Genomic DNA, 25,221 nt, shown 5'->3' with positions numbered 1-25,221 from the left:
GCCCTGTTATGTAAACGCTTACTCGGGCGGTTATATCCTATACAATAAAGGTACCAAATCGAAAGAGGTGGCCAAAATGAGTACGAAAAAAGTATATAGTTTCTTATCACAAGCATTCATATTCTCAGCTATTATGTTAATTTCTAATATTATTGCAACACATTTACCAATTCCAATGCCTTCATCGGTAATCGGGTTAGTTATTTTATTTAGTCTATTATGTTTAAAAGTTATTAAATTGGAGCAAGTTGAATCACTCGGAACAGCTTTAACAGGTATTATTGGATTCTTATTCGTCCCATCAGGTATTTCAGTTATTAATTCTCTTGGTGTAATGGGACAATACTTTGTACAAATTTTAACTGTAATTGTTGTAGCAACAGTTATTTTACTCGCTGTAACAGGATTATTTGCACAATTTATTTTAGGAAAAGATGAAAAAGAAACAGAAGATACAAAAGAATTGAAAGTAGTAAATAAAGGACGCAAGCACGGAAAGGTTGCGTAACCATTGTATTTATATATTGTTGGGAGGTAATGAACATGGCAAGCACAATGACTCCATATTTCGGAATCGTCGTTTCATTAATCGCATACGGAATCGGAACATTATTATTCAAGCATTCAAAAGGGTTCTTCCTATTTACACCATTATTCGTGGCGATGGTATTAGGGATTGTATTTCTAAAGGTAGGTAACTTTACTTTTGAAGAATATAATACTGGCGGAAAAATGATTAGTTTCTTCTTAGAGCCAGCAACAATTGCATTCGCTATCCCACTATATAAACAAGTTGATAAGTTGAAAAAATATTGGTGGCAAATTTTATCAGCTATCGTGGTTGGATCTATTTGCTCAGTAATTGTCGTGTTCATTGTTGCAAAAGCAATCGGTTTAGATACAGCAGTAATGAATTCAATGCTACCACAAGCAGCAACAACAGCAATTGCGTTACCAATTTCAGAAAGTATTGGTGGTATTCCAGCAATTACATCGTTTGCAGTTATTTTCAACGCAGTTATCGTATACGCATTAGGAGCATTATTCTTAAAAACATTTAGAGTGAAACATCCGATTGCAAAAGGTTTAGCACTTGGAACAGCGGGTCATGCATTAGGAGTTGCAGTAGGAATTGAAATGGGTGAGGTAGAGGCAGCGATGGCAAGTATTGCTGTAACGGTAGTTGGGGTTGTAACAGTAGTTGTCATCCCAATGTTCATGCCATTCATTGGATAGTAAAACTTACTTAAAAAATAAGAAAAGCAAGCTATTTGTAGGACAGATTTCTACTGATAGCTTGCTTTTTATGTTACAGTAGTGGTAAGACCTATTAAAAAATGTAAGTTTCCTTAAATCTTCATTAATACTATGTAGAATACGTTTTGAATTAGGTCATTGTATTGTAAAATAAGAAGTAGGCTACTATATACCTGGTAAGGTAGGCATATAATGAGTTTATAAAAATCTTAATATGAATGAATAATTAAAAGTAGAAAAGAGAGAGAAATCTACTTATTAACGTTTTAGTTTATAGGACAGGAGAGAGTATTCGTCGATTATGCAAATAAAAAACCTGTTTCAAAGCAAAGGATTCCAGAGGTTACTCGTATTAGTAATACTTGCTCTCGTGTTATACGGGCTGCAAAGTATGTTGAATTTAATATTAATTACGTTTATTCTCACGTATTTAATGGATCGATTCCAAAAGTTTATTTCACGCAAATTAGATCATTTCATGCCTATTAATCGAAAAATTATTATAGCGTTTCTATATGTAATGTTAATTGGTGGAATTGCTATTACGCTATTTAAATATTTACCAGTATTGACGATACAAATTTCACAACTGATTTACCAATTCAATGTATTTTTAAGAAACCCACCAGATAGTGAACTAATTAAGTATGCAGTTAATGCTGTCAATCATATGGAGCTTTCTAAATATGTAGGACAAGGCGTAGACATTTTGTATAAATCGATTACGAATGTTGGTAAATTTGGCCTTCAAGTTTTACTTTCTTTAATTTTGAGTTTGTTTTTCTTATTAGAAAAATCTCGTATTGTCGGTTTTACTGCAAAGTTTAAAGAAAGCAGGCTTGCAATTTTCTATACTGAAATTGAGTACTTCGGAAAGAAATTTGCACGTTCATTTGGAAAGGTAATCGAAGCGCAATTTTTAATTGCTGTTGTTAACTGTGTTCTTTCAGTTATCGCATTATGGATATTAGGATTCCCACAATTATTAGGTTTAGCGTTAATGATTTTCTTGCTTGGCTTAATTCCAGTAGCAGGGGTTATCATTTCGTTATTCCCACTTTGTATGATTGCTTACAATATTGGCGGTATCATGTACGTTGTTTATATTTTGGTTATCGTAACAGTGATTCATGCGCTTGAAAGTTACGTATTAAACCCGAAGTTTATGTCGCAAAAAACAAATTTACCGATTTTCTATACATTTATGGTATTAATCTTCTCAGAACACTTCTTAGGTGTATGGGGATTAATTATCGGTATTCCAATCTTCATCTTCTTATTAGATGTTTTAGACGTGACAAGTGATGAAATGGAGAAGGATGTTGGAAAAAATAAAGTGAAGTAAAGAAAAAGCATCGATGTTCGGTGCTTTTTCTTTTATAATATGATGTTTCTTATGCCATACTGTAAGCAGAACATAGAATAGGGGTGAAGTAATGGCTGTAAATGAAAAGGTAGAATTGGCTACATTTGCTGGAGGGTGCTTCTGGTGTATGGTTTCGCCATTTGAAGAGATGGAAGGGATTATAAAGGTTGTTTCTGGCTATACAGGTGGTCATAAAGAGAATCCAACGTATAAAGAAGTATGTTCAGAAACGACGGGACATTATGAGGCAGTACAAATTACATTTGATGCAAATAAAATGCCGTATGAGGAATTGTTAAATATATATTGGAGACAAATTGATCCGACTGATATTGGTGGACAATTCCACGACCGCGGACAGTCTTATGAAACGGTGATTTTTTATCATAATGAAGAACAACATAAAAAAGCAGAGACCTCAAAAGAAGAGCTTGAGCAGAGTGGACGCTTTTCAAAACCAATTGCGACAAAAATACTACCAGCAGCTACATTTTATCCAGCTGAAGAATATCACCAAGGATACCATAAGAAAAACACATTCCGCTATGAGTTATATCGTAAAGGCTCAGGACGAGATGCTTTTATTAAGCAACATTGGCCAAAGGATAATGCTCATTTAAAAGAAAAACTCAATGAGATGCAGTATTATGTAACACAGGAAAATGGTACAGAACCACCATTTCGAAATGAGTATTGGAACCATAAAGAGGAAGGTCTTTATGTAGACATCGTTTCAGGTGAGCCGTTGTTTACTTCTCTAGATAAATTTGATAGTGGATGTGGATGGCCTAGTTTTACAAAACCAGTGATGTCAGCAAGTGTGAAAGAAAAGATGGATGTGAGTCATAATATGACACGTACAGAAGTGAGAAGTAAAGAAGGAGATTCACATCTTGGGCACGTATTTCCAGATGGTCCAGGACCAAATGGCCTTCGTTACTGTATTAATTCCGCAGCTCTTCGATTTATTCCAAAAGAGGAATTAGAGAAAGAAGGCTATGGCGATTTCCTAATCTTGTTTGGAAATAAAAAATAACCTCGCAGTTAGCGAGGTTATTTTTTTGTTATTTTGTTTTTTTCTTTTTAAATTTGCTTAATACTTCATAAACGATTGGAACAATAAGAAGTGTTAATAACGTTGAACTTGTTAATCCACCAATTACCGTTACGCCAAGTCCTTTAGAAATTAAGCCACTACCTTCAAATCCTAATGCAAGCGGGATAAGAGCACCGATTGTTGCAATTGCAGTCATTAAAATTGGACGAAGGCGTGTTGCACCAGCTTCTAATAAAGCTTCACGTGTTGATAGTCCTTCATTTTCCTTATGAATAACGCGGTCGATAAGCACGATTGCGTTTGTTACAACGATACCGATTAACATAAGCGCACCAATCATTGCAGATACACTTAATGTTTCACCAGAGATTAATAAGGCAACAAGAGCCCCAATAATTGTAAATGGTAGCGAGAATAAAATTGCGAATGGTGCTAGGGCACCACCAAATGTAACGACAAGAACGAAGTATACAATGGCAATCGCAGCTAACATCGCTAGGCCAAGTTGCTTGAATGATTCTTGAATATCTTTAGTAACACCGCCCATAGAAACATCTACACCAGAAGGAAGATCCATTTTATCTACTTCTTTTTGTACTGCAGCAGATGCTTTTGAAACGTCATCAGATGTTAATTTGGCACTAACCTCTGCATAAACACGTCCATCTCGGTGTGTTACTGTATTCGATGTTTCACCTTCTTTTACAGTCATAACATCTTTCACAGCTACTTCATTACCAAGTGGTGTTGTAATTTTGCGATTTGTTAAGTCATCGATTGTTTCATAATTTTGTTTTTCAGCTTCTACATATACATTGATATCTTTACCGTCTTTTTTAATTGTTGTCAGAACAGGGCGATCATGTTGATTAGAAAGTCCCATTCCAATTTGAGCAGCCGTTAAGCCCATTTTACTCAGCTTTTCTTGATCTGCGACTAAAGTGTACTCTGCATATGTTTTTGCAATACTAGAATCTATATCTTTTAAGTCTTTATTTTTCTTCATGATATTTTGAATATCTTTTACGACAGGCTTAATGTCTTCTGAGCTATCTCCATAAACGTATAGTTTAATTTCGTTACTACCGCCACTTGCTCCGAAGTCTTGGTTTTTCCATTCGCCTTTGCCAGACATCTTCTGTAAATCTTTAACGACTTGTTCTTTCTCTTTTTCAAAGTTTTTCGTGTCGTTATCATATTGCACGAAGAACATTGCTTGGTTTGATTGACCAGGACTCATTGGATTCTCTCCACCTAATGAGAACTGAATTGTTTTGACGTCTTTATTATCTTGGAAGTGCTTCTCAGCTTTTGTTGCAATTTTTTCAACGTCTTCTAACGTTTGACCTGGTTCAGGATTATATGTTGCAATAATCATTTTTTCTTCTTCAGAAGGTAAGAAACTTACACCGATAACTGGTACAAGTGCAAGACTACCAACTAATAGAAGGACAGCGATACTTGATGTAATAATTTTGTGATTTAAAGCTCATGCAAGTATGCGTTTATACCCATTTGCTAATTTACTTGGTTTTTCTTCATGATGTACTTCTTTTTCCCTCATGCTCTCTTTCTTAAATAAGGAATGAGCTAGCATCGGTACGATTGTAACTGCTACTAGTAATGATGCTAATAAAGCGAAGACGATAGTTAAGGCGAATGGTAAGAACATTTCACCAATCATACCTTTTACTAGTCCAAGCGGTAAAAATACAGCAATTGTTACAATGGTGGAAGACATAATCGGGATAAACATTTCTTTCGTAGCTTCACGAATTAAATCTTTTCCACGTAATTTCTCTTCTGATAACGACATACGTCGGTAAATATTTTCAATAACAACAATTGAGTCATCGACAACGCGGCCTATAGCAACGGTCATTGCTCCAAGTGTCATAATGTTAAGCGTAATATCCATTTGCTTTATGACTAAAACAGCAATTAATAAAGAAAGTGGTATTGAAACGACAGAAATTAACGTTGTTCGAATATTTCGTAGGAACAGCATAATAATAACAATCGCAAAGATAGCACCGAAAATTGCTTTGCTCAGCATTGTTTCAACTGATTTTTCAATAGGTGCACCTTGGTCGAATGTTGAAATGATCTCTAAATCTTTATATTTTTTCTCAAGATCTTTTACTTTATCTTTTACTGCATTTACAACATCAACTGTATTTGCATCAGAGGCCTTCACAATTTGAATTCCAATTGCTTCTTTTCCATTTGTTCGAGAAATAGATTCTGCTTTCCCAACTTCTTTAATGTCAGCAATTTCGTCTAATGTAACTGTTGGAATCCCGTTCATAGCAGCTGGATTCATTTGCGGCGTTTGTGCACCAGCGCCAGCATTTTGACTACCTTGACCGTTAGGTGAGGAAGGTATAGCTGGGATTTTAAGTTCTTTTAACGCTTTAATCGTTGTAATATTGCCATCTACAACAACTGATTTTTCCGTGTCTTTAAATGTGTATAAGCCAAGTGGTAAAGATACATCCGATCCCTTAATCACATTTTTTACGGTATCTTCACTTAGTCCTAGTTCTTTCATTTTATCTTTCTTGAAGACAAGCTGTACTTCATCTACTTGTTGGCCAGCAATTTGAACAGATGCAACACCATCAAGTCCTTTTAATCCTGGTACAACATTTTTTTCTACATTTTCAGTTAAGGTAGCTAAAGATTCATTCTTACTTGCCACGCTTAACGAAATAACTGGAAAGGCATTGAAGTTTACTCGTGAAACTTTAGGATCTTTAACACCTTCTGGGAGTTTTACATTTGTGAGAGCTTCTTTAATTTCTGTTTCTGCTTTTTCCATATTTTTATCAAAATCGTATTCTACTTGAATAGAAGATGCGTTTTGAAAAGATGATGAACTCACAACGTTAACACCGCTTAAATTTTGTAGTTGTTCTTCCATCGGCTTTGAAACTTTATCAGCTACTTCTTCTGGTGTAGCACCAGGATAGACCGTAGTTACCGTCACAATTGGTGTTGTAATATCAGGGATTGTTTCCAGCTTCATATTGAGTCCAGAGTAGATCCCCGCAATAGTAACAATAATGGTTAGTAGCCAAACTGCGAACTTATTTTTTAACGAGAAATTGATGATTTTGTTCATGTTTGCGCTCCTTTTTATTATATTGACCAACTGGTCAGTCTAATACATAATATAACTGACCGTTCGGTCAATCGTCAATAAAAAGAGATGGTATAATACATTTATAATAAGATGCGAGATTAAATTTAGGAGAGAAGATATGAAAGAAAAAGAGCGTTTAATTATAGAATCGGCTATGAAGTTATTTGCTACTAAGGGTGTAAATGCGACATCAGTGCAGGAAATTGTGACAGCTAGTGGTATATCTAAGGGAGCTTTTTACTTATATTTTAAATCGAAAGATGAGCTTTTATTAGCGACACTTCGATATTATTATGACAAAATCCAAAAGAAAATGCTGGATATTGAACAAGAGTCTTTATTACCACGTGAAAAATTTGCAAAACAATTACATTGTCAGTTTAATGATATACAAAAGCATAAAGAATTTATTATTATGCATGCGAGAGAAAATGCGATTCCGTTTAATAAAGAAGTAGAAGAATTTATGATGCGGATGAAGTTAGAGTCTCATGCATTTTATCGGAATAGTTTATTGTCCATTTATGGTGAAAAGGTTATGCCATATTTATTGGATTTAGTAATTATGGTAGAAGGCATATGCCGTGGTTATTTAGAGTTAATTATTTTACAAGCACCAGAAATTGATTTATCGTATGTCGCTGCTTTTATTTTAAAAAGAGTAGATCATTTAGTAGATGGCTTAGTAGAATCTTCGGAAGAACCTATTTTACATGAAGAAAAGCTTGGAGAATTCCTTTGTAAATCAGAGCTTATTAAGGAACAAGTTAAAGAACATTTTTTAAAAGAGATTATTGTATTTAAGCGCACTTTAGCTGATCAATTAGAGGATGATGAGCTGTTGGTTACATTAGATGTTTTAGAGGCGGAAATACGATTGCTTAATCCAAGAATTCCGGTAATTAGAGGTATGTTAGCAAATTTAGAGGCGTATCCGGAATTAAAAGAATTTCGATTACGCCTTATAGGATACTACAATATAAAAAATTCTTAATAAAAATAAGTAAAAAACTCCTTGTCTACACAAGGAGTTTTTTCTTAAAGACTACTTACTATTTTGAGACCATTCTTCAACATCCCAAACTTTTGTGATCCAATCTTCATAGAAGTCCGGTTCGTGACATACAAGGAGAATTGTTCCTTTATATGCTTTCATAGCCTTCTTAAGTTCCGCTTTTGCTGTAACATCAAGATGGTTTGTCGGCTCATCAAATAATAGCCAGTTACTTTCCTCACCCATTAGCTTACATAAACGAACTTTTGCTTGTTCTCCACCACTTAATTGACTTAATGGGCGAGAAATATGTTCATTTTTTAATCCGCATTTTGCTAACATCGCACGAATTTGATGCTGGTCTAGGCCAGGGAATGTATTCCATACATCATCAATTGGTGTTATATTATCAGCTTTAACTTCTTGTTCAAAGTATGCAGGCTCTAAGAAGTCACCAAGACTTGTTTTACCGCTTAAAGGTTTAATTTTACCTAAGATTGTTTTTAGTAACGTTGATTTACCAACACCGTTACATCCAACAATAGCAATTTTTTCACCACGTTCAATCGTCATTGATAGCTTTGGTAGTAGCGGATGTGTATATCCGATTTCTACATTTTCACCTTCAAAGACGAAGCGACTACTTGCACGACTTTCTTTAAATGAGAATTCCGGTTTAATTGCTGTTTCCGGACGATCAATAAGCTCCATGCGATCAAGTTGTTTTTGACGACTCTTTGCACGACCTGTCGTTGAATAACGAGCTTTGTTCTTTGCAATGAAGTCTTCTTGCTTTTTGATAAACTCGCGCTGTTTTTCATAAGCGTTTATATGTTGATTTTTATTGATTTCTGCTAGTTCTAGGAATTTTTCATATGTCGCTGTATAGCGTGTCATTTTTGTGAATTCTAGATGGAAAATAACATCAACACATTTGTTCATAAATTCCGTATCATGAGAAATTAATAAGAATGCATGTGGATATTCTTTCAAATAATTTGTTAACCAATGAATATGTTCAACGTCTAAATAGTTAGTAGGTTCATCAAGCAATAACACTTCTGGCTGTTCAAGTAATAGCTTTGCAAGCAATACCTTTGTACGTTGTCCACCACTTAATGCTGAAACATCACGATCTAAACCAATTGCATCAATTCCAAGACCACGTGCAGCCTCTTCAATTTTCATATCTAGTAAGTAGAAACCACCTGCTTCAAGTGCATCTTGTATTTCTGCCATTTGCTCAAGAAGTTCTTCTAGTTCTTCTGGTGTAGCAGTTCCCATTTTTTCTGTAACTTCATTTAAAGCTTTTTCCTTTTCGAATAACGGTAAAAATGCATCCGCTAGTACGTCACGGATTGTACGCCCAGGTGTTAAAACAGTATGCTGATCTAAGTAGCCGTAATGTGTGCCCGGTGTCCATTCTACGCGACCTTGGTCATGAATAAGCTGACCAGTAATGATATTCATGAATGTTGATTTACCAACACCGTTTGCACCAACTAATCCAACGTGCTCACCTGCTAATAATCGCATAGATACATCTTTAAATAATGTACGATCGCCAAATGTATGTCCTAATTTTTCAACTGTTAATAAGCTCATAGTATCCTCCGTCCAACTTGAAATAGTACCTTGAATCATGATACTAAATTCTTTCATATAATGCTATCATTTCAAAATGTATATTTTTTCAAAAGAAGTGTTTGTAAATGTTAGTATATAAAAAAGTTACTTCTCCTACAGAAGTAACTTTTTGGTTATGCCTTTTGTTTAACTTCACTAACTTTCTTTTCAGCTACAATAAAATGCGGTCTACGTTTTGTTTCATAATAAATACGACCGATATATTCACCAATAACACCTAGGAATATGAGTTGAATACCGCCAATAAATAGTATAGCGGAAATGAGAGTAAAGTAACCAGGAACTTCCACACCACCGAGGATGATTTGAACGAACGTAGTGATTACGTATAAAAGTCCTAAAATGGTTGTTAGTAATCCAAGATATATAGATAGACGTAACGGTTTATTATTGAATGAAATTACACCATCAATTCCATAATTTAATAATTTCGAGAAGGTCCATTTACTTTCTCCATCAGAACGTAATACATTTTCATATTCAATGATTAATTCGTTATAACCGATCCAAGAAAATAAGCCCTTTGAAAATCGGTTGTATTCACTTAAAGATAATAAAGAATCTACTGCTCTTCGACTTAAAAGTCTAAAGTCACCAATACCGTCTACTAATTCAATATCTACAAATTTATTCATCACTTTATAGTAAAGACGAGAGACGAAAGAGCGAACGGGTGAATCACCAGTTCTTGTTCTTTTTGCAATGACTTGGTCGTAGCCGTCGTTATATCCTTCTAACAGTTCTTTTATTAACGTAGGAGGGTGTTGTAAGTCAGCATCCATAATAACAATTGCATCACCTGTAGCATATTTTAAACCAGCTAACATTGCAGCTTCTTTTCCGAAGTTTCGACTAAATGATATGTAGTGTACCGATGAATCTGCACTAGCTAAATCACGTAAAATATTTAAAGTATCATCTTTACTACCATCATTAACAAAAACAAATTCATAATCGGTAGTTAATTTATGAATTTCAAGGGAAGTCTCTGAATAAAAGGCTCGAAGCACCTTTTCTTCATTGTAGCATGGTACAACTATTGAAAGGGTCATGTTTGACACTCCTTGTTTGTAGTGGATTAAAATAATATTTAGATATTATTTTAGGAAGCTATCTAAATAGATAGCTTCATGATTCATTAAGTGCTCATTATTGCTTTTTAAAAGAAAATTTTCGTCGTGCTTTTGGATTTTTGAAAATTAGTAAAGCTATACAGATAATTAGTGAGATGATTGATATAGTCATACCTAATTTGAAGTAAGGTGTAACGTAAGTCATTTCGATTACATGTGAACCTTTTGTAATTGGAACACCGATAAAGGCAGAATTCGCTTTCGTAAATTCTGTTTCTTTCCCATCAATTTTTATAGTCCAGCCTTTACTATATGGGACAGATAGATATAAGAGCCCGTCTTTATTTGATTTGATATCCCCTTTTAAATAATTGTTCTTATAATAAATATTTTCAAGCCTATTTTCAGTTAGTTTTTTTGTTTCTTTTTGTATACTTTCATAGTTTACAATATTTGCTTGCAAGTCACCTAATTCATACTCACCTGCCATATCAATAGAGATAGTTAGGTTTTCTGGACGCTCATTGCCCAAATTGTAAACAAACCTTTCTAACGGATAAGAGTATGCACCAGCATCGTCCCCTTTTCCTATCGTTTTTCCATTAACAGTTGCATTGAATGTGCCTGCATTTTTTAATTTTAATTCTATGAGTAGATCACCAGGTGTATCAGGATAATTGATAGGTACAATCATATTTCCAAAGCCATGAACAATTAGTTTATTTTCTTGTTTTTTCATGTTTTCGAATTTTGCTTTTTCCGTTTTAATAGATACTGCCTTTGATTTAAGGTCTTGTTTATTAAAATGGTTTAATGAAAATTCTTTTGTATTATTAACGACAACAGCATGTAATAATAATTGATCACGCTGAGCGAAGTTTAATTTAGAAAATTCTTCTTCACTTATAGCCGAATCATATACATATCCTAACGGTAAAGCATAGTCATTTTTGTAAATATTATATGGTCCTACTTGCTGTAATAGTTTATATCCATAAGGTACATTCTTTGAATCTGTATCAGCACTTAATACGCGATATTTTATACCTAGCATATTTTCGAGTAGTAGTCGACTATCAGCTTGATAAAACATCGAAGGTGTATCGTACATTTGGAATACGCCATATTTATTTTTCATAAAGTCATGGACATAATAATTAACCAAGCTTTGATACGTACTTACGCCATGATATCCTTGTAGCATTGGTGTGTTATATTCGCTATATGGATTAAGAATACGATAAAAGTCTTTATCATTTTCTTGTATGTAGCGAATTGCAGCAATTTCTTCTTGATTATCATAGCCTGGTTCGTGTAACTTTTCAGTTGAAATCTGGCTCTGTCCGTAAACTGTGCTAAGTATATTATTCGCATACATATAATTCATAGAAATTGTGCTAATGAGTACGTTCAATACAACTAAAAATTGTATGAAAGGTTTAGAAATATAACGCCATAAACATACTGTAATAACAGAAAGAACGACAGTTCCGAGTAAAATGTTATCAACGTCTTGTAAAGGTTTATCAGTTACATTTATATTTGCCTTTCTATAAAATGCATAAATGAATAATCCAATAGACACTAATAAACTTATTAAATAAGGTAATTTGTAGTCTTTCTTATGAATAATCATCCAATCTAGAATGTATGCAATTGTTTGGGTAATTACAAATGCAAATAAATAAAACCATCTAGATTGCATTGCTGAAAAACCATTAAACATAGAATATGTATATGGAAGCATAAACAGAATGAACATGAATAACGTAAAGAATACTTTATTCTTAACGAGTTTATCACGTATAAACATTCCAAATACGATTAAGAATAAAATTAAAGCTGGTAAAGCTAATTGATGATTTTCAGCATTATACATGAAGAAAATATTTTCCATTAAATCTTTATAAAATTTATCTTCAAATAATAATGGTATCTCAAACTTTTTTGATAGTCGATCAGCGCTAAATACGGCATTAACTGATGGGAGGAAGCAAACGGCGGCTAAACCGAGTGATAATCCGTACAATAAACCGATTCTAATATAATAAGTTAGAAAAGAGACAATCGTTTTATTTTGTTGTGTCGCAAAGTATTGGAATAATGCATAAATAAATATGAAAATACTTGTGATAAAAGCAAAATAAAAGTTTGATGCTAACATTAAAGTAGCAGCGATTAGGAAAAGGCCGTGCTTCTTTTCAATAATATATTTATCAAGTCCCCATATTACTAATGGTAAAAATACAATGGCATCAGCCATGAAATCCCATAGTAAAGAGTGGCGGATGAAAGTAATACAGCCACCATATATAATAGCAGCAACAAAAGATGAGAATGCTGTTTTATTATGGTAACGTAAAGAACCATACATGAATACCATAGCTAAAAAGTTTTTTAAAATACTCATGTATAATTTCACGTCATATACTTGCTCAAGACTTAGTTTAGGTAGTAACAGTGTAATCCAGAAAAACGGTGATGTGCTGTAATAATAACTAAACTCTCCAAATAAATCTCCACCTAATCCATAATCAAAAGACCAAAAAAGGTTGCCATCTTTAAAGGCATGTTGTAGAAGAAACGTAAAAAAGCCAAATTGACGTAACGCATCCCCTGTACCAGAAAAGGCTTGATTAGATGTTAAAAAGAAATAATGAAAAGCAAAAGCGCACAATAATAATATTGGTATAATTATCATTGTTTTCTTGGAAAAGAATTTATTATTCGGCTTTATGCTCATAAAAATTGATAATCCTCCTTTGAAAGTCGTTACATGTAGCAACTAGTTTTTAGGTAGCATATAAAAACACACCAATTTTTAAAGGTGTGTTCTTTAGTTTTAACATGAGAAAATATATATTTTTGTTGAAGCATATATATTTTTACAAGCGTTGAATTTCATAGTTTATATATAATTTAGTATAAGGCATTTTCAGAAAGTAAGTCAATTTGAGCTGGAATATATAGCATTTTTTTACTGAAGAAAAATGATGGTATATAAAAAAAGCAAAAAGCTTTTCCATTTTTAAATAGGAAAAGCTTTTTGCTTTTAAGCATGTTTGCGAATGAGCTTTTGTTTTATAAACCCTAAAACAAATCCACGTATTTGAGGATCAATTCCAATTCCAATTATACCGTATAGTATACCAGTAAGAGTTAAAGCAATTAGTGGCGGTAAGTTGATTAATGCAATTCGGTATATACCGTAACTAATAATAAAGGCTAAGGAATTAAATATAATTCCTTTAACTAATAATTGCATGCCTTTACGAATAAAGAGGGTAAATCCGATTAATAGTGTAATTTCGGTAAGGATAGCTGCGGCAGCTGCTCCCATCATTCCATATTTACTACCTAATACAATATAACCTATGATGGCAACAACCAATCCAATAGTCATTGTTGTTGCACGTTTCCATTGCTGGCCAATCGTTGTTAAATTATCGGCTAGTGGATAGTTAATTGATTGTAAAATAACCATAAACGCTAAAATAGCAAGAGCGTCACCAGCGGGAGCGTATTTTTCTCCTAATAAACTAACAATCCAGAAACTTGGATCAGCAATAAAGGGGATAGAAATTCCCATTCCTAAAAAAGACATAAGTTTTAGTTCAAAGCTTGATAATTTTCTATGTTCTTCAATATTTTGCTCATTACCAAAAGCAAAAAGCCTTGGATAAAAGGCAGCTGCAATTACTCCAGGTATTTGATATAGTACGGCAGGTATTTTATATGCAGCACCAAAGAATCCAACTTGCTTATATGTTGAAACTTTTTCTAATATAATAGGCCCTAATTGTGGTAAGAGCATAATGATGATTCCATTGATTGTGAAAATAAGTAGTTGATCTAAAATACCTTTATCCCAACCCTTATGTACTTTCGTATAGCGTATTGTCATTATAAAGGCAATAACACCTGTTACAAGACTAGATACCCCGTACATGGCAGCAACCATCATAAGTGACCATTGAAAATACATCCCTAATAATAGGGCAGCAGCAGCTGTTACACCTTGTAGTACAGAAATAATAGCTGTAAATTGCATGCGCTCTGTAACTTGGAAGTAAGCCATACCAACACCTTGTAAGGTTGCTCCGAACATCGTTGGTAGAACAACCCAATATACCATCGCACGTAAGTAAGCGTCGGGATAGAAGAACTGGGCAAAAATAGCGAAAAGTACAGAAATTACGATAGCTAATATTAAACGAATACGCAAATAACTACTTATGAGTACGCTAATATTAGCATCGCTTCTTGTTCCTTCACGCATAAATGTATGTGTTAAACCTGCATCTGTAAAGTAACAAATAACAGCTGAAACAGCTAATGCAGTTGTAAACATACCGTAATCCTCTGGAGAAACATATCGTGCAAAGAGAATTGTTGCAATAGCCAGTACAAAACGGACAGTAATGTTTCCTACAAAGAGGTAGGATGCGTTTTTTAGAATTTTATTTGTTTTCATGAGAAAAGACCTTTCTATTCTTTAGGACCTGGTTAGCTTGTCCTATTTGTAAATTTGATTTGTTCACAGAAAGAGAGAGTATCGTTATATTTTCAGTTTAAGAAAACAGAAATTTAATTCGTACAAACCAAAGCATTGCATATAGTTTTTTACTACGCTTTCCATTCTTTGAATAGATTTTACGGCAATATTTCCTTATATCTTTTTTGATTAATTGAACTTGTGATTTATCTAATCGAGAGTTTTCTTTAATATATATACAAGCGTTATTGATGACTGTATAAGGGAATAAATAAGTCTCAAGAATCTCAATCAGTGACTGAGGGTCTTTTGTAATGAAATCTTGAGATTTATTATGTACCCAATCTTTCATACGATTGAATACTTCTAGCTCTTTTGTCGTTTTTAATTCATAATCTTTATACTTAGAAGAAAGATTTCCTTCTGATAAGATTCTATAATAAGTTAAGTATTCATCGACATAACATACATTTGTCACACTCATAAGTTTAAATAAAAACTCTAAATCTTCGCCCCAACTACATCCTGGTGTAAAACGAATGTTATGATTCATTACGATGGATCGTTTGAAAATCCAAGTACTTGTTTGAGCAACAACTTGATGTGTTAGGAATGCTTTTGCCATATCACCTTTAATAAAGTTTGTTGTATGTTCAACCTTCTCGCCTGTTTCTTCGTAGAAATTCATATAACCACAATAGCACGCGTCCATTTCGTTTTTATGCATACTTTCGACTTGCTTCTCAATTTTAGTTGGATGCCATAAGTCATCACTATCAAGAAAAGCGATATATTCTCCGCTAGCATTTTCGATACCTGTATTACGGGCTACCGAAACACCTTGGTTTTTTTGATGAACGTATTTTACTTGCCCTGGGTATTTTTCAGCAAGGTTTTTCACAATAGAAGGTGATTGATCTTTACTTCCATCATCTACAATTACAATTTCAATGTTTTTATATGTTTGATCTAGTATTGACTGCATCGTTTCTTCAATATATTTTTCCGTGTTATACAGGGGTATGACAACAGAAACAAGTTGCTTTTGTTCCATCATAGAATTTTTATCTCCTCAAGTTTTTTATGTCTTGCATCATATATACAAGCCTTTTGGAAGGAAGAAGATTACAAGAACATCTGTATAAGTTTAACGCATATAAACTTTGTAAATCAACTTTCTATTGTTGTACTTTGTATAAAAAGTATTTATTATAGAACGTATTGTGTTGTAAAAATATAGAAATATATTTTGAAAATTATGTATCTGAAGGGAGAAGATGAGATGTTAGGGCGATTTACTCGCAAATCTAATATAATCCTTTTAGGGATTATTATGATAGTCGGTTTTGCACTTCGTTTTGCAACTTTACAAACACATGGTGCAGATCTATCTATAGCTAGCGATGATATAGGTTATCAAAAAACGGCAAATATTTTATTGGAAACAGGGATGTTAACATATCATGAACCAGATAAACCAACGATTCATATTATGCCGGGTTTTCCAGCTTTATTAGCTGTTGTATTTTATTTTTTTGGAAATGGCAGTGAAGGTCTTTTTGTAGCAAAATTAATTATTATCCTATTAGGGGTACTTAGTATTTTGCTAACTTATAAGATTGGTACTTATTTATTGAATTCTGCTGCAGGATTAATAGGTGCTTTCTTATTAGCTGTGTATCCTCCAGAGATTGTTATGGAAAATTTAACTTTAACAGAAGGGCCGTTTCTATTCCTTTCATTAGGATTAGTATATTGGAGTTTAAAATTAGCTGATACTCATAAAACGAAACATCTTCTGATTGTATTAATTTTCTACTTTTTAGCACTGTACCTCCGTGTACAAATTGCCTTATATCCAATCTTACTATTTGGGTATCTTTTAATGAAACGCTACCCATTCCGTATTATGATGAAGCAAGCGATTATAAGCATAGGAATAGGACTTATCGTACTTGGACCATGGTGGGCTCGCAATTACATTCAATTTGATAAATTTATCCCACTAACTGCTGGGGCAGGGAATCCGTTATTACTTGGAACGTATCAAGGGAAAGGTTACCCAGAAGGTAAGGATATGGGGGAACTTGAAATAGAGTTACATGCAAAATACCCTAATCTTGAAGCACATGAATTTATGGAATTAGAAGAAAAAATAGCGATTGATAAAATGAAGGAATGGTGGAAAACTGATAAGGAATCTATGATAGAGAGTTATTTAGTTTTGAAGCCAGAAATTCTTTGGAAAAAACCGTATTATTCTATAGAACATAATATTGAAGTATTCAATGTTTCTGCAAAGGATATGAATGAAATATATAATTTTATTAAGACGACGTTTTTAATATGTACAGTACTTTCATTTATTTTCCTTTTAAAAAGGTGGAGAGAGACTACATTTTTATGGTCAATCCTTTTATTGCAAACAGCTTTAACATGTTTTTATGTTGCATATGAACGATATGCATTACCGTTAATACCATTCTTATTTATTATAATTGGAGTTGGGACCGTGGCAACTGTTATGAAAATTAGTAAATTATTAATTAGAAAAAAATAGTTTGCAATAAAAAACATCTTAATTTTTTGTATATATTCATATTTGAATGGAAATCTATTTGTTATCAGTTTCAGTTTGTGTTTGTGTTACTTTTAATTTTTGCTTTAATAACGCATAATCTTGCGTTAACGTTACAAGTTGATGATGTAATTTAGAAATTTTTCTTGTTAAGTCAAAAATTAATATGAAACAGAATAATAGTCCAAATAAGAATAAAACAGATGGAGGATATTCTACGTGTAATAATTGGCCAATCCAATTTATAATTTTTTCAGTAGAACTTAAAATAGCCATTGCAACACAAACAAAAATCCATAAAATAGCATATTTAGTTTCTAAAGCTCCACGACGAATGGAATTAATAATTAATAAAAATAATAATAGAATGAAGATAAATGAAAAGGTAATTATAGGCATTTATTATCAACCTTTCACAATTTTTTGCATCAATATAGCAAGGCTTACTTTAATCATGTAATATGCAGATTTAAGAGGTGTGATAGAAGATTGTCCCCCTTGACGCTCTTGCATATTTACGGATATTTCATTAATGCGTAATTTTTTCTTTTTTAAATGAATAAGGACTTCTGGTTCTGGATAATCTTTTGGATAATTATGTGCAAAAATCTTAATTACTTCTCTATTGATAGCACGATACCCAGAAGTTGGATCCATAAAGGTTTGTTTTGTTAGTACTTTCAGTAGAGCAGTAAAATAAAAAATACCAATTCTTCTGGAAATACTACCTTTATAGGCTGTTTTCTCTGTAAAACGTGAACCTAGCACCATATCGCATTGGTCTTCAGCAATAGGTTTTATAATTTTGTACAAATCATCAGGATTATGTTGCCCATCAGCATCGAACTGAATCGCAATATCATATCCATTCTCATAAGCGTATTTATAACCAGTTTGTACAGCTGAGCCAATACCTAGGTTATATGGTAAGTTCACAAGGTGAACAGGAAAATCATTTACGATTTGAGCTGTTTTATCATGTGATCCATCATTAATAACGCAAATGCTTAATTCTGTAAAATGTTGTTTTAGTTTTAATAATCTTGTTAATATATCTGCAATTGCTTCTTCCTCGTTATACGCAGGAATAATAATTAACGTTTTTGGTATTGAAATTGGTACCTCAATAGACATTATCGCACCATCCCTTATATACTTAATTATATTATAGTTATTTTTAAACGAACCTTATCTAATATACCATTAATAGTATAGCAAAATAAAGGAAAAACTGGTGGATTATTTTAGGAGACAAACAGTAAATAAAAGATAAGAGGTGGAATTTTTTACAATAAAAAATACATGCAAGGATGAAATAAACCTGTGCATGTATGAAGTGAGGGTATTGTATTAAATATTCCAAGGTTTATTTAAAGTTAAAACCTCAGCCATTTCTTTGCTTTTTAAACGTCCTTTTTTTCTATTTTCCGCACGTTCTGAACCGGTTGTGTATAACCAATGTTCTTCCTCAGTTTCAGGTAGTACTTGTGGTACCGACGAAGGTTTTCCATCTTTTATTGCTACAAATGTAATGAAGCAAGTAGCAGCAATTCTACGCTCGCCTGCTAATAAATTTTCTGCGATTACTTTTACGAAAACTTCCATTGAAGATTTCCCTGTATAACATACAAATGCTTCATAACAAACAGAATCAGCCTGGTGAATTGGAGTTAAAAAATCAACTGAATCAATAGATGCTGTTACGCAATGTTTACGACTATGTCTTGCAGCCGCAATCGAAGCAATACTATCAATTTCTGCTAATAATTTCCCTCCAAAAAGTGTTTGGTGATTATTTAAATCGTTAGGAAAAACACGTGTTGTCTTAATTGCTTTAGATTCTCGCATGAATTTCTTGTCCATATATTCAGCCCCTATAGTCTGTTTTCAATCAGAATAATATGTGTAAGCAGATTACTCATATTAGATATTTAATGAAGTAAAGTGTATTCCAAAAGAAGATTATTTAAACTTCTGTATTTGTATTCATGTAACTGAAAGAAAATTTATTTTATCTAAAATGTAGTGTAAAAGAGGATTCGCTTACATTGCAAGTAAAAAGTAATGACTATGTATTTGTCATAGAAATTCTCTATCAGCCGTGTACTCATTCATGATAGAATCGTTTTGTTATGAATGGAAATAGAGGTGCAATGGACATATGAATCATATACAAACAAATTTTTCATCTTTCTTTAATAAAATTACAATCGGTGCGATGCTCGCATTTTTTGTTTATAGTTGTTGGGCAGCATTTGAGACAAGTAAGCAATTTTTTGGAGGAAGTACAACAAGTGTAACAATCATATTAGCAATTTTTATCATACTCATTTTGTTAGTGGCATCAATTCTACAATATCGTTTTACAGATAAACAATTTCTTATTTTTCTTATAAGTATATCTATAGTTGTGAGACTTAGTATGCTGTTATTTGTAGATGCTCCAATAATTGGTGATATGAAAGTGATGTATGAGTCTGCAAAGCAGATTGCAATTGGTAATAATATAGAGACTGTAACTCATTTGCCTTTTATTATATATGAGTCAGTAATTATTCGTATATTTGGTGATACATTATTCGCTTTACAACTATTTAATGTGTTATTTTGCGCAGGAACCGCATTTTTTATTTATCGTATTGCAGCAATGGTTTTTGGAGAAGAATGCGGTCGTATTGCTTCTATCTTTTATGCTCTGTATATTCCAAATATATTCATGAGTTCCGTATTAACTCCTGAGTCACTTGCAATATTTTTATTTTATTTTGCTTGTTACATACTTTTATATAAAGGATTAGATCATCCTTATATGTGGGTGTTTTCAGCGATTTTATTTGCATTTAGTAATATGATTTTCCCAATGGGATTATTTCTTCCTATTTTTATCACGTTATATGTATTATTAATCGAAGTATTTCAATCAGCAACGAAACAAAAGGTGTTACTAAAGATGATGGGGATACTTATTCTATTTTATAGTGCCCATTTTGGTGTGAATTATGGAATTAAGACAATGGGAATGTCACAATATACGATTGCGAATGAGACGTATGTTCAATCTGTTTTAATTGGAAAAACGCAACATGAAGAAAAAATATCGAAAAATCAAAGTGTAACAGAGCATATTGATCAAAAGTTAAAAGAGATTGAGGGAGAAAGATTTAAACTTTTAGAACCGATGATAAATCAGTTTTCAGATGAGGGGATAAATTCTATTCTTTTCAAATATGAAAAACTGATATATATAGCCGTAACATTGTTTATGACTATAGCTCTATTACACTTCCTTATTAAGAAACAACAAAATGAGGGATATATGTTGTTCTTATTTTTAATTAGTGGATACGTATTGTTAAAGCTCTTCCAAGTAGATATGGCATATTACAATGTAATTATGCCAGCATTGTTTATTTTGCAGAGCTTTGGTGTTTATATGAGTTATGTGTATTGTCAAAAAATATTTTTCAGAAAATAAAAAGAATCCATTCTGGATTCTTTTTTTGATGGAAGATGAAATTTAGTAGTTAGTACAGATGAAAAGTATGCTTGACTACTAAATTTCATCTTATCGATTTAGTTCTAGTTGCAAATTATCGGCTGTTAGAGCCATTTGTGAGGAATCATCTTGAATTCCTTTCATTACTTGTGAAATAGCTTGTAGTTCGTGTTCAATTTTCTTATTCTGTTCTTTTGAGTTAGACATATCTTTTACGATTTCTTGGAAGTATCGATCTGTTGCCGACATACTATCTGTTCCTTCCGATACGAGAGAGCTAATTTGTTTCACAGAAGACGAGACACGAGTAATTTGTTCATTTGTTTTTTCGACGAGCTTTGTAACGTTAAATATAGATTCTTTCGTTTGCTCTGATAATTTTCGGATTTCACCAGCAACAACAGAAAACCCTTTCCCAAATTCTCCAGCACGTGCCGACTCAATAGCAGCATTTAGTGCGAGTAAATTTGTTTGCTCCGCAATCGATTTAACAATATCTATGATTTCATTAATTTTGTTAGAAATATTGAGAAGTTCATGAGTATCTGTAATAATCGTTTCCATATTCATTTGAATAGATCCCATTCGTTTGTTTTGCTGGTTTAATTGTTCTTTCCCTTTATTCGCTTTTTCTTCAGATGTTGTAGCTAATGATGTACCTGTTTTAGCAATCTCTACAATAGTTTCAGATTTGGCGGTTAGTTTTTGAATAGAAGAGCTTGTTTTTTCAGATACAGCAGCTAGTTCTGTTGCGATATGCGTAATTGTCATAGCAGTTAATTCTTTTTCTTTCTCATGCTCTTTTTGCATTCTTTCATATTCAGATTCATAAGCTGCAAGAACAAGTTCTTGTTCAAGAGTGAATAATTTATTTATAACATTTATAGAATATGAAAAATCATCGATTGTCGTTATTTTTGTTTGCAAAATCTTCATGATAGAGCGGAATAATTCTTGATAAGCAGCAGTATACCATTTTCGATGTAAACCAATTTGTACATGCCTTTTGGCAATCCTAACACGCTGTTCAATAAAATCTTCATGCATATTGCCGCTGAATAATTCTTTAATATGTGTTTTTAAAGTTTGTTTTAGTTTTGGAATAGAGCTGTAACGCTCAATAATAGTAATTAAATTAGGTTGTTTTGTAATGTTGGTATAGAATTTTTCAGTAATCCAATCAATTTCTGCATAAATAAAAGGCTGTAGTACTTTTACAACTTGTAAATCTTCTTTTGAAATATGTAGCATATCCATTTGAATTTTTAATTCAGAATTAGTAGGTACATTAAAAGTTATTTGTTGGTTCTTACTTAATTCGATTATACTGGCATTTGTTTTATTAATATTTTTTTTGAAAACCCCAAGCATCATTCTTCCCCCTGTATATAAAACGTTTTCAATTTTAAAACTAATATAGAGTAATTATATATGCTTATATATAATTACTCTATATTAGTTCGTTGAATAGTATATAAATTAAGAGAATTCTATCTAGAATTCTCTTAATGGCCTTTATTAATTTTAGCATGTGTTTTAAAGAAAACAGGGAAATGCACATTATATATTACAGTGACGACACGAATAACGAATGTTACTAATAAACAAACATAGAAAGCTAATACGTGCGCCCCCATAGCGTGTGTGATTAGGAAGCTAATTGCTCCTAAGATAGAAGCGATTGCGTAAATCTCTTTTCGGAATACGTAAGGGATATCTTGAGCACAAATGTCACGCAAAATACCGCCTCCAATACCTGTAATGACTCCCATTGAAACAACTAGAAATGAGGCGTCAACATGATGTGACATTGCCGCATTTGCACCAATAGCTGTAAAAACGCCTAAGCCAACAGCATCAGAAAGCATAATAACGACTTGAAGTTTATTGATACGCTCAAAAAACATACAAGTAAATAATGCTGATAATACACTTACGAAAAAGTAAATGGGTTTTACAAATGCGACAGGGGGCAGGTTACCAATCATGATATCACGAATAATACCGCCGCCGAGCGCAGTGGCTACAGCTAAACAAAGGACACCAAATAAATCTAAATCTTTTTTTAAACCAACTAATGTACCAGAAATGGCAGCGGCGATAATGCCAAGAAACGTAAATATATCGATTAATAACATGGCCTTAATCCCTTCCTCTTAAAGATGTTCCAGAGAAAAAATATACACTAAAGTATTGGAAATAACAATTACTTTTCGCTACATGTAGAAAAACGGATAAAATTCATAAAGAAAGCGTTTGAAAATGTTTGGAAAATAACCATAAAGTAATCTGAAAAAGATATGAAAAGATTAATTTTACATTTTTTGATGTTGTTCATTTGGTAAAATGTTACAATTAGAGGTGGGATGTTTATATTTGTATAAAATGATAAAAAAATATGTATATACTGACAAAAATAAGGGGATGGTTGTTAGATAGATTTTGTAAAAATAGGGGAGTATAGCTAAAGGACGATGATTTCTATTACTTATTAATACTTGTCCTGGCTAGTTTTAGCTGGAAAAATAGTTCTCGATTTGAATATGAGTTATGTTATAATTGCTAGGTGTGTTTGAATGATAAAAAATTATGATTAAAAGATAATGTTAAGATTTTGTATGGAGGTCTTGGAATGTTAGCAAATCAAGCTAGGGTTAGATTTGAGCATTTTTTGCTCTTTTTTATTATTTTACAGCCTGTTTTAGATTTATTAACGTCTCTTAGCATCACTTTATTAAAGTCAAATGCTACCGTTGGAATTTTAGTAAGATTCCTTATTATGGCTGTTGGTGGTATTTACATTTTAATTCAGGCAAAAGAGAAGGAAAATAGAAAGTTTTTAATTTATCTTATATTATTAGCCGGAGTTTTAGGGATAGGGTTTATTAATAACAAACTAGTTAAAAATCCTATTGTACTTGGTGAAGAGGTTAAATTTGTTGCGAAAGCATTATATATATATATCATGCTGGGATCATACATTTTAGCTTTAAAATCATTGAAAAAGACAGTTAATATTAGTGATAAGGTTCGAAATAGTATTGTATATTCTACATTAATCATTAACGCAATTATGGTTATTTCTATTTCAACATCTACTGACTTTGGTAGTTATGAATGGATGAAGGTTGGTTCTCGAGGTTGGTTCTATGCAGGGAATGAACTAGGTTCAATCTTAGCTATTATTTTCCCTATTGTGGTACTATATTCTATTCAAAAAACAAAGAGCTGGAAACACATTTTATATTGGATTCCATCACTTTTAATGATTTATTCGCTAATTCAAGTCGGTACAAAAGTTGGAATGGGCTCAATTGGTGCTACGTTAGGGGCAGCAATCGGAATCATTGTACTACAATTATTATTTGATAGAAAAAATCCGAACAAAAAATCCCTTGCGCTTAATGCAGTAATTGCTATGGTCCTATTAGCTGGTGTAGTTGGGACGTTTAAACAAACACCATTAGCACAAAATATGGGTATTCACAATAATTATTTATCAGAGCAAAATGTGGCACAGCAAGGTCAAAAAGAAAAAGAAATTAAAGAGAAGCTGAAAAAAGAGCAAGAACTTAAAGCAAAAGAAGAAAATCATCATAAAGTTGAAAAGCCAGAAGAAAAGGCGAAGATAGAAGAGGAAGTTAAGAAAGAGCTTGAGAAAGAGCAAAAGAAAGAAAATCAAGAAAATCTTATTTTCAGTGGACGTCAAGTATATGAAGAAAGACATAAGCAGTTCTTTAAAGAAGCGCCAATGTCACAAAAGTTATTAGGAATGGGTTATGCAGGTAACTTTAAATACAATGAACAAAAGCAGCCAGATCCAAAACTAATTGAAATGGACTTCCATGATTGGTTTTATGATTTCGGGATTATTGGCTTTGTATTACTAATGATTCCATTTATTTATTACGGGCTAAGAATTTTACTAGCATTTGCTACGAGATTTAAGGACATATTCAATATAAAATATGGAATGATTTCAGCAAGCTTATTGTTAGCGTTAGGTATTGCTTATATTGCAGGACATATTTTAACAGCACCAGGAGTTGGGATTTACTTTGTAGTGGTGTTAGCTTATCTAATAGTAGACCTAGAAATTGAATGATAAAAATA

At 32.7% G+C, this 25,221-nt stretch carries 18 protein-coding genes and 3 pseudogenes; 9 read left to right on the top strand and 12 right to left on the bottom strand.

Annotated features, from left to right (window positions below):
* The first annotated feature begins 76 nt into the window (after positions 1-76).
* From lrgA to msrB, 5 genes and pseudogenes are all read left to right on the top strand, one after another.
* On the top strand, positions 77-508 hold the full coding sequence (lrgA, locus tag V6946_RS29095) for an antiholin-like murein hydrolase modulator LrgA (protein ID WP_000104901.1): 432 nt from the start codon (positions 77-79) through the stop codon (positions 506-508).
* Between the two features lie 35 nt (positions 509-543).
* Positions 544-1,236, top strand: coding sequence for an antiholin-like protein LrgB (gene lrgB / locus V6946_RS29090; RefSeq protein WP_000168869.1), 693 nt, complete (start codon positions 544-546; stop codon positions 1,234-1,236).
* 322 nt (positions 1,237-1,558) lie between these two features.
* Positions 1,559-2,602 carry an AI-2E family transporter gene (locus V6946_RS29085; RefSeq protein WP_001166010.1) on the top strand — a complete coding sequence of 348 codons (1,044 nt, stop codon included), beginning with the start codon at positions 1,559-1,561 and terminating at the stop codon, positions 2,600-2,602.
* 91 nt (positions 2,603-2,693) lie between these two features.
* Positions 2,694-3,161 (top strand): annotated as a pseudogene (gene msrA / locus V6946_RS29080) (peptide-methionine (S)-S-oxide reductase MsrA); the annotation flags it as partial.
* Between the two features lie 45 nt (positions 3,162-3,206).
* Positions 3,207-3,659 (top strand): peptide-methionine (R)-S-oxide reductase MsrB, encoded by a 453-nt coding sequence (gene msrB, locus V6946_RS29075; RefSeq protein ID WP_224201069.1) that lies wholly within the window; start codon positions 3,207-3,209, stop codon positions 3,657-3,659.
* A 28-nt stretch (positions 3,660-3,687) separates the two neighbouring features.
* Here msrB and V6946_RS29070 read toward each other — a convergent pair.
* A pseudogene (locus tag V6946_RS29070) lies at positions 3,688-6,804 on the bottom strand (efflux RND transporter permease subunit).
* 139 nt (positions 6,805-6,943) lie between these two features.
* Here V6946_RS29070 and V6946_RS29065 point away from each other — a divergent pair.
* A complete protein-coding gene (locus V6946_RS29065) occupies positions 6,944-7,819 on the top strand; it encodes a TetR/AcrR family transcriptional regulator (RefSeq protein ID WP_006919813.1) in 876 nt (291 codons plus the stop codon).
* Between the two features lie 51 nt (positions 7,820-7,870).
* Here the strand turns inward: V6946_RS29065 and V6946_RS29060 are convergent, their stop codons facing one another.
* The 5 genes from V6946_RS29060 to V6946_RS29040 all read right to left on the bottom strand — a co-directional run bounded on the left by V6946_RS29060 (position 7,871) and on the right by V6946_RS29040 (position 16,091).
* Positions 7,871-9,424 (bottom strand): ABC-F family ATP-binding cassette domain-containing protein, encoded by a 1,554-nt coding sequence (locus V6946_RS29060; protein ID WP_000055410.1) that lies wholly within the window; start codon positions 9,422-9,424, stop codon positions 7,871-7,873.
* Positions 9,425-9,579: 155 nt separating this feature from the next.
* Positions 9,580-10,518 carry a glycosyltransferase family 2 protein gene (locus V6946_RS29055; RefSeq protein WP_000175825.1) on the bottom strand — a complete coding sequence of 313 codons (939 nt, stop codon included), beginning with the start codon at positions 10,516-10,518 and terminating at the stop codon, positions 9,580-9,582.
* 97 nt (positions 10,519-10,615) lie between these two features.
* On the bottom strand, positions 10,616-13,282 hold the full coding sequence (locus V6946_RS29050) for a YfhO family protein (RefSeq protein ID WP_006919812.1): 2,667 nt from the start codon (positions 13,280-13,282) through the stop codon (positions 10,616-10,618).
* 309 nt (positions 13,283-13,591) lie between these two features.
* Entirely contained in the window at positions 13,592-15,013 is a 1,422-nt protein-coding gene (locus tag V6946_RS29045) for an oligosaccharide flippase family protein (RefSeq protein ID WP_006919811.1), read from the bottom strand.
* A gap of 97 nt (positions 15,014-15,110) precedes the next feature.
* Positions 15,111-16,091: a glycosyltransferase gene (locus V6946_RS29040; RefSeq protein ID WP_000970522.1), complete on the bottom strand. Its 981-nt coding sequence runs from the start codon at positions 16,089-16,091 to the stop codon at positions 15,111-15,113.
* Positions 16,092-16,316: 225 nt separating this feature from the next.
* Between V6946_RS29040 and V6946_RS29035 the strand changes: the two genes are divergently transcribed.
* On the top strand, positions 16,317-17,594 hold the full coding sequence (locus V6946_RS29035) for a glycosyltransferase family 39 protein (RefSeq protein ID WP_000901470.1): 1,278 nt from the start codon (positions 16,317-16,319) through the stop codon (positions 17,592-17,594).
* 54 nt (positions 17,595-17,648) lie between these two features.
* On the opposite strand, the gene V6946_RS29030 is transcribed toward V6946_RS29035, so the two are convergent.
* The 3 genes from V6946_RS29030 to V6946_RS29020 form a co-directional block, all read right to left on the bottom strand.
* On the bottom strand, positions 17,649-18,011 hold the full coding sequence (locus V6946_RS29030; protein ID WP_006919810.1) for a DUF2304 domain-containing protein: 363 nt from the start codon (positions 18,009-18,011) through the stop codon (positions 17,649-17,651).
* Positions 18,012-18,017: 6 nt separating this feature from the next.
* Positions 18,018-18,746, bottom strand: a complete 729-nt coding sequence (locus tag V6946_RS29025; protein WP_366982187.1) for a glycosyltransferase family 2 protein — start codon at positions 18,744-18,746, stop codon at positions 18,018-18,020.
* A gap of 216 nt (positions 18,747-18,962) precedes the next feature.
* The gene (locus V6946_RS29020; RefSeq protein WP_006919807.1) at positions 18,963-19,475 is read right to left on the bottom strand and encodes an acyl-CoA thioesterase; all 513 of its coding nucleotides are present in this window, start codon (positions 19,473-19,475) and stop codon (positions 18,963-18,965) included.
* A gap of 298 nt (positions 19,476-19,773) precedes the next feature.
* On the opposite strand from V6946_RS29020, the gene V6946_RS29015 reads away from it, so the two are divergent.
* Positions 19,774-21,087 carry a glycosyltransferase family 39 protein gene (locus V6946_RS29015; protein WP_197323665.1) on the top strand — a complete coding sequence of 438 codons (1,314 nt, stop codon included), beginning with the start codon at positions 19,774-19,776 and terminating at the stop codon, positions 21,085-21,087.
* Positions 21,088-21,177: 90 nt separating this feature from the next.
* On the opposite strand, the gene V6946_RS29010 is transcribed toward V6946_RS29015, so the two are convergent.
* The 3 genes and pseudogenes from V6946_RS29010 to V6946_RS29000 form a co-directional block, all read right to left on the bottom strand.
* The gene (locus V6946_RS29010; protein WP_370658441.1) at positions 21,178-21,879 is read right to left on the bottom strand and encodes a methyl-accepting chemotaxis protein; all 702 of its coding nucleotides are present in this window, start codon (positions 21,877-21,879) and stop codon (positions 21,178-21,180) included.
* Positions 21,880-21,933: 54 nt separating this feature from the next.
* A pseudogene (locus V6946_RS29005) lies at positions 21,934-22,479 on the bottom strand (protoglobin family protein); the annotation flags it as partial.
* Between the two features lie 134 nt (positions 22,480-22,613).
* Positions 22,614-23,246: a trimeric intracellular cation channel family protein gene (locus V6946_RS29000; RefSeq protein ID WP_000924371.1), complete on the bottom strand. Its 633-nt coding sequence runs from the start codon at positions 23,244-23,246 to the stop codon at positions 22,614-22,616.
* A gap of 494 nt (positions 23,247-23,740) precedes the next feature.
* Here V6946_RS29000 and V6946_RS28995 point away from each other — a divergent pair, with 494 nt between their 5' ends.
* Positions 23,741-25,213 carry an O-antigen ligase family protein gene (locus V6946_RS28995; protein ID WP_000880755.1) on the top strand — a complete coding sequence of 491 codons (1,473 nt, stop codon included), beginning with the start codon at positions 23,741-23,743 and terminating at the stop codon, positions 25,211-25,213.
* Positions 25,214-25,221: the final 8 nt, after the last annotated feature.

The organism is Bacillus sp. PPSBB_2 (assembly GCF_045291115.1).
Lineage (GTDB): Bacteria > Bacillota > Bacilli > Bacillales > Bacillaceae_G > Bacillus_A > Bacillus_A cereus.
This window is presented reverse-complemented; position numbering and strand designations above follow the sequence as displayed.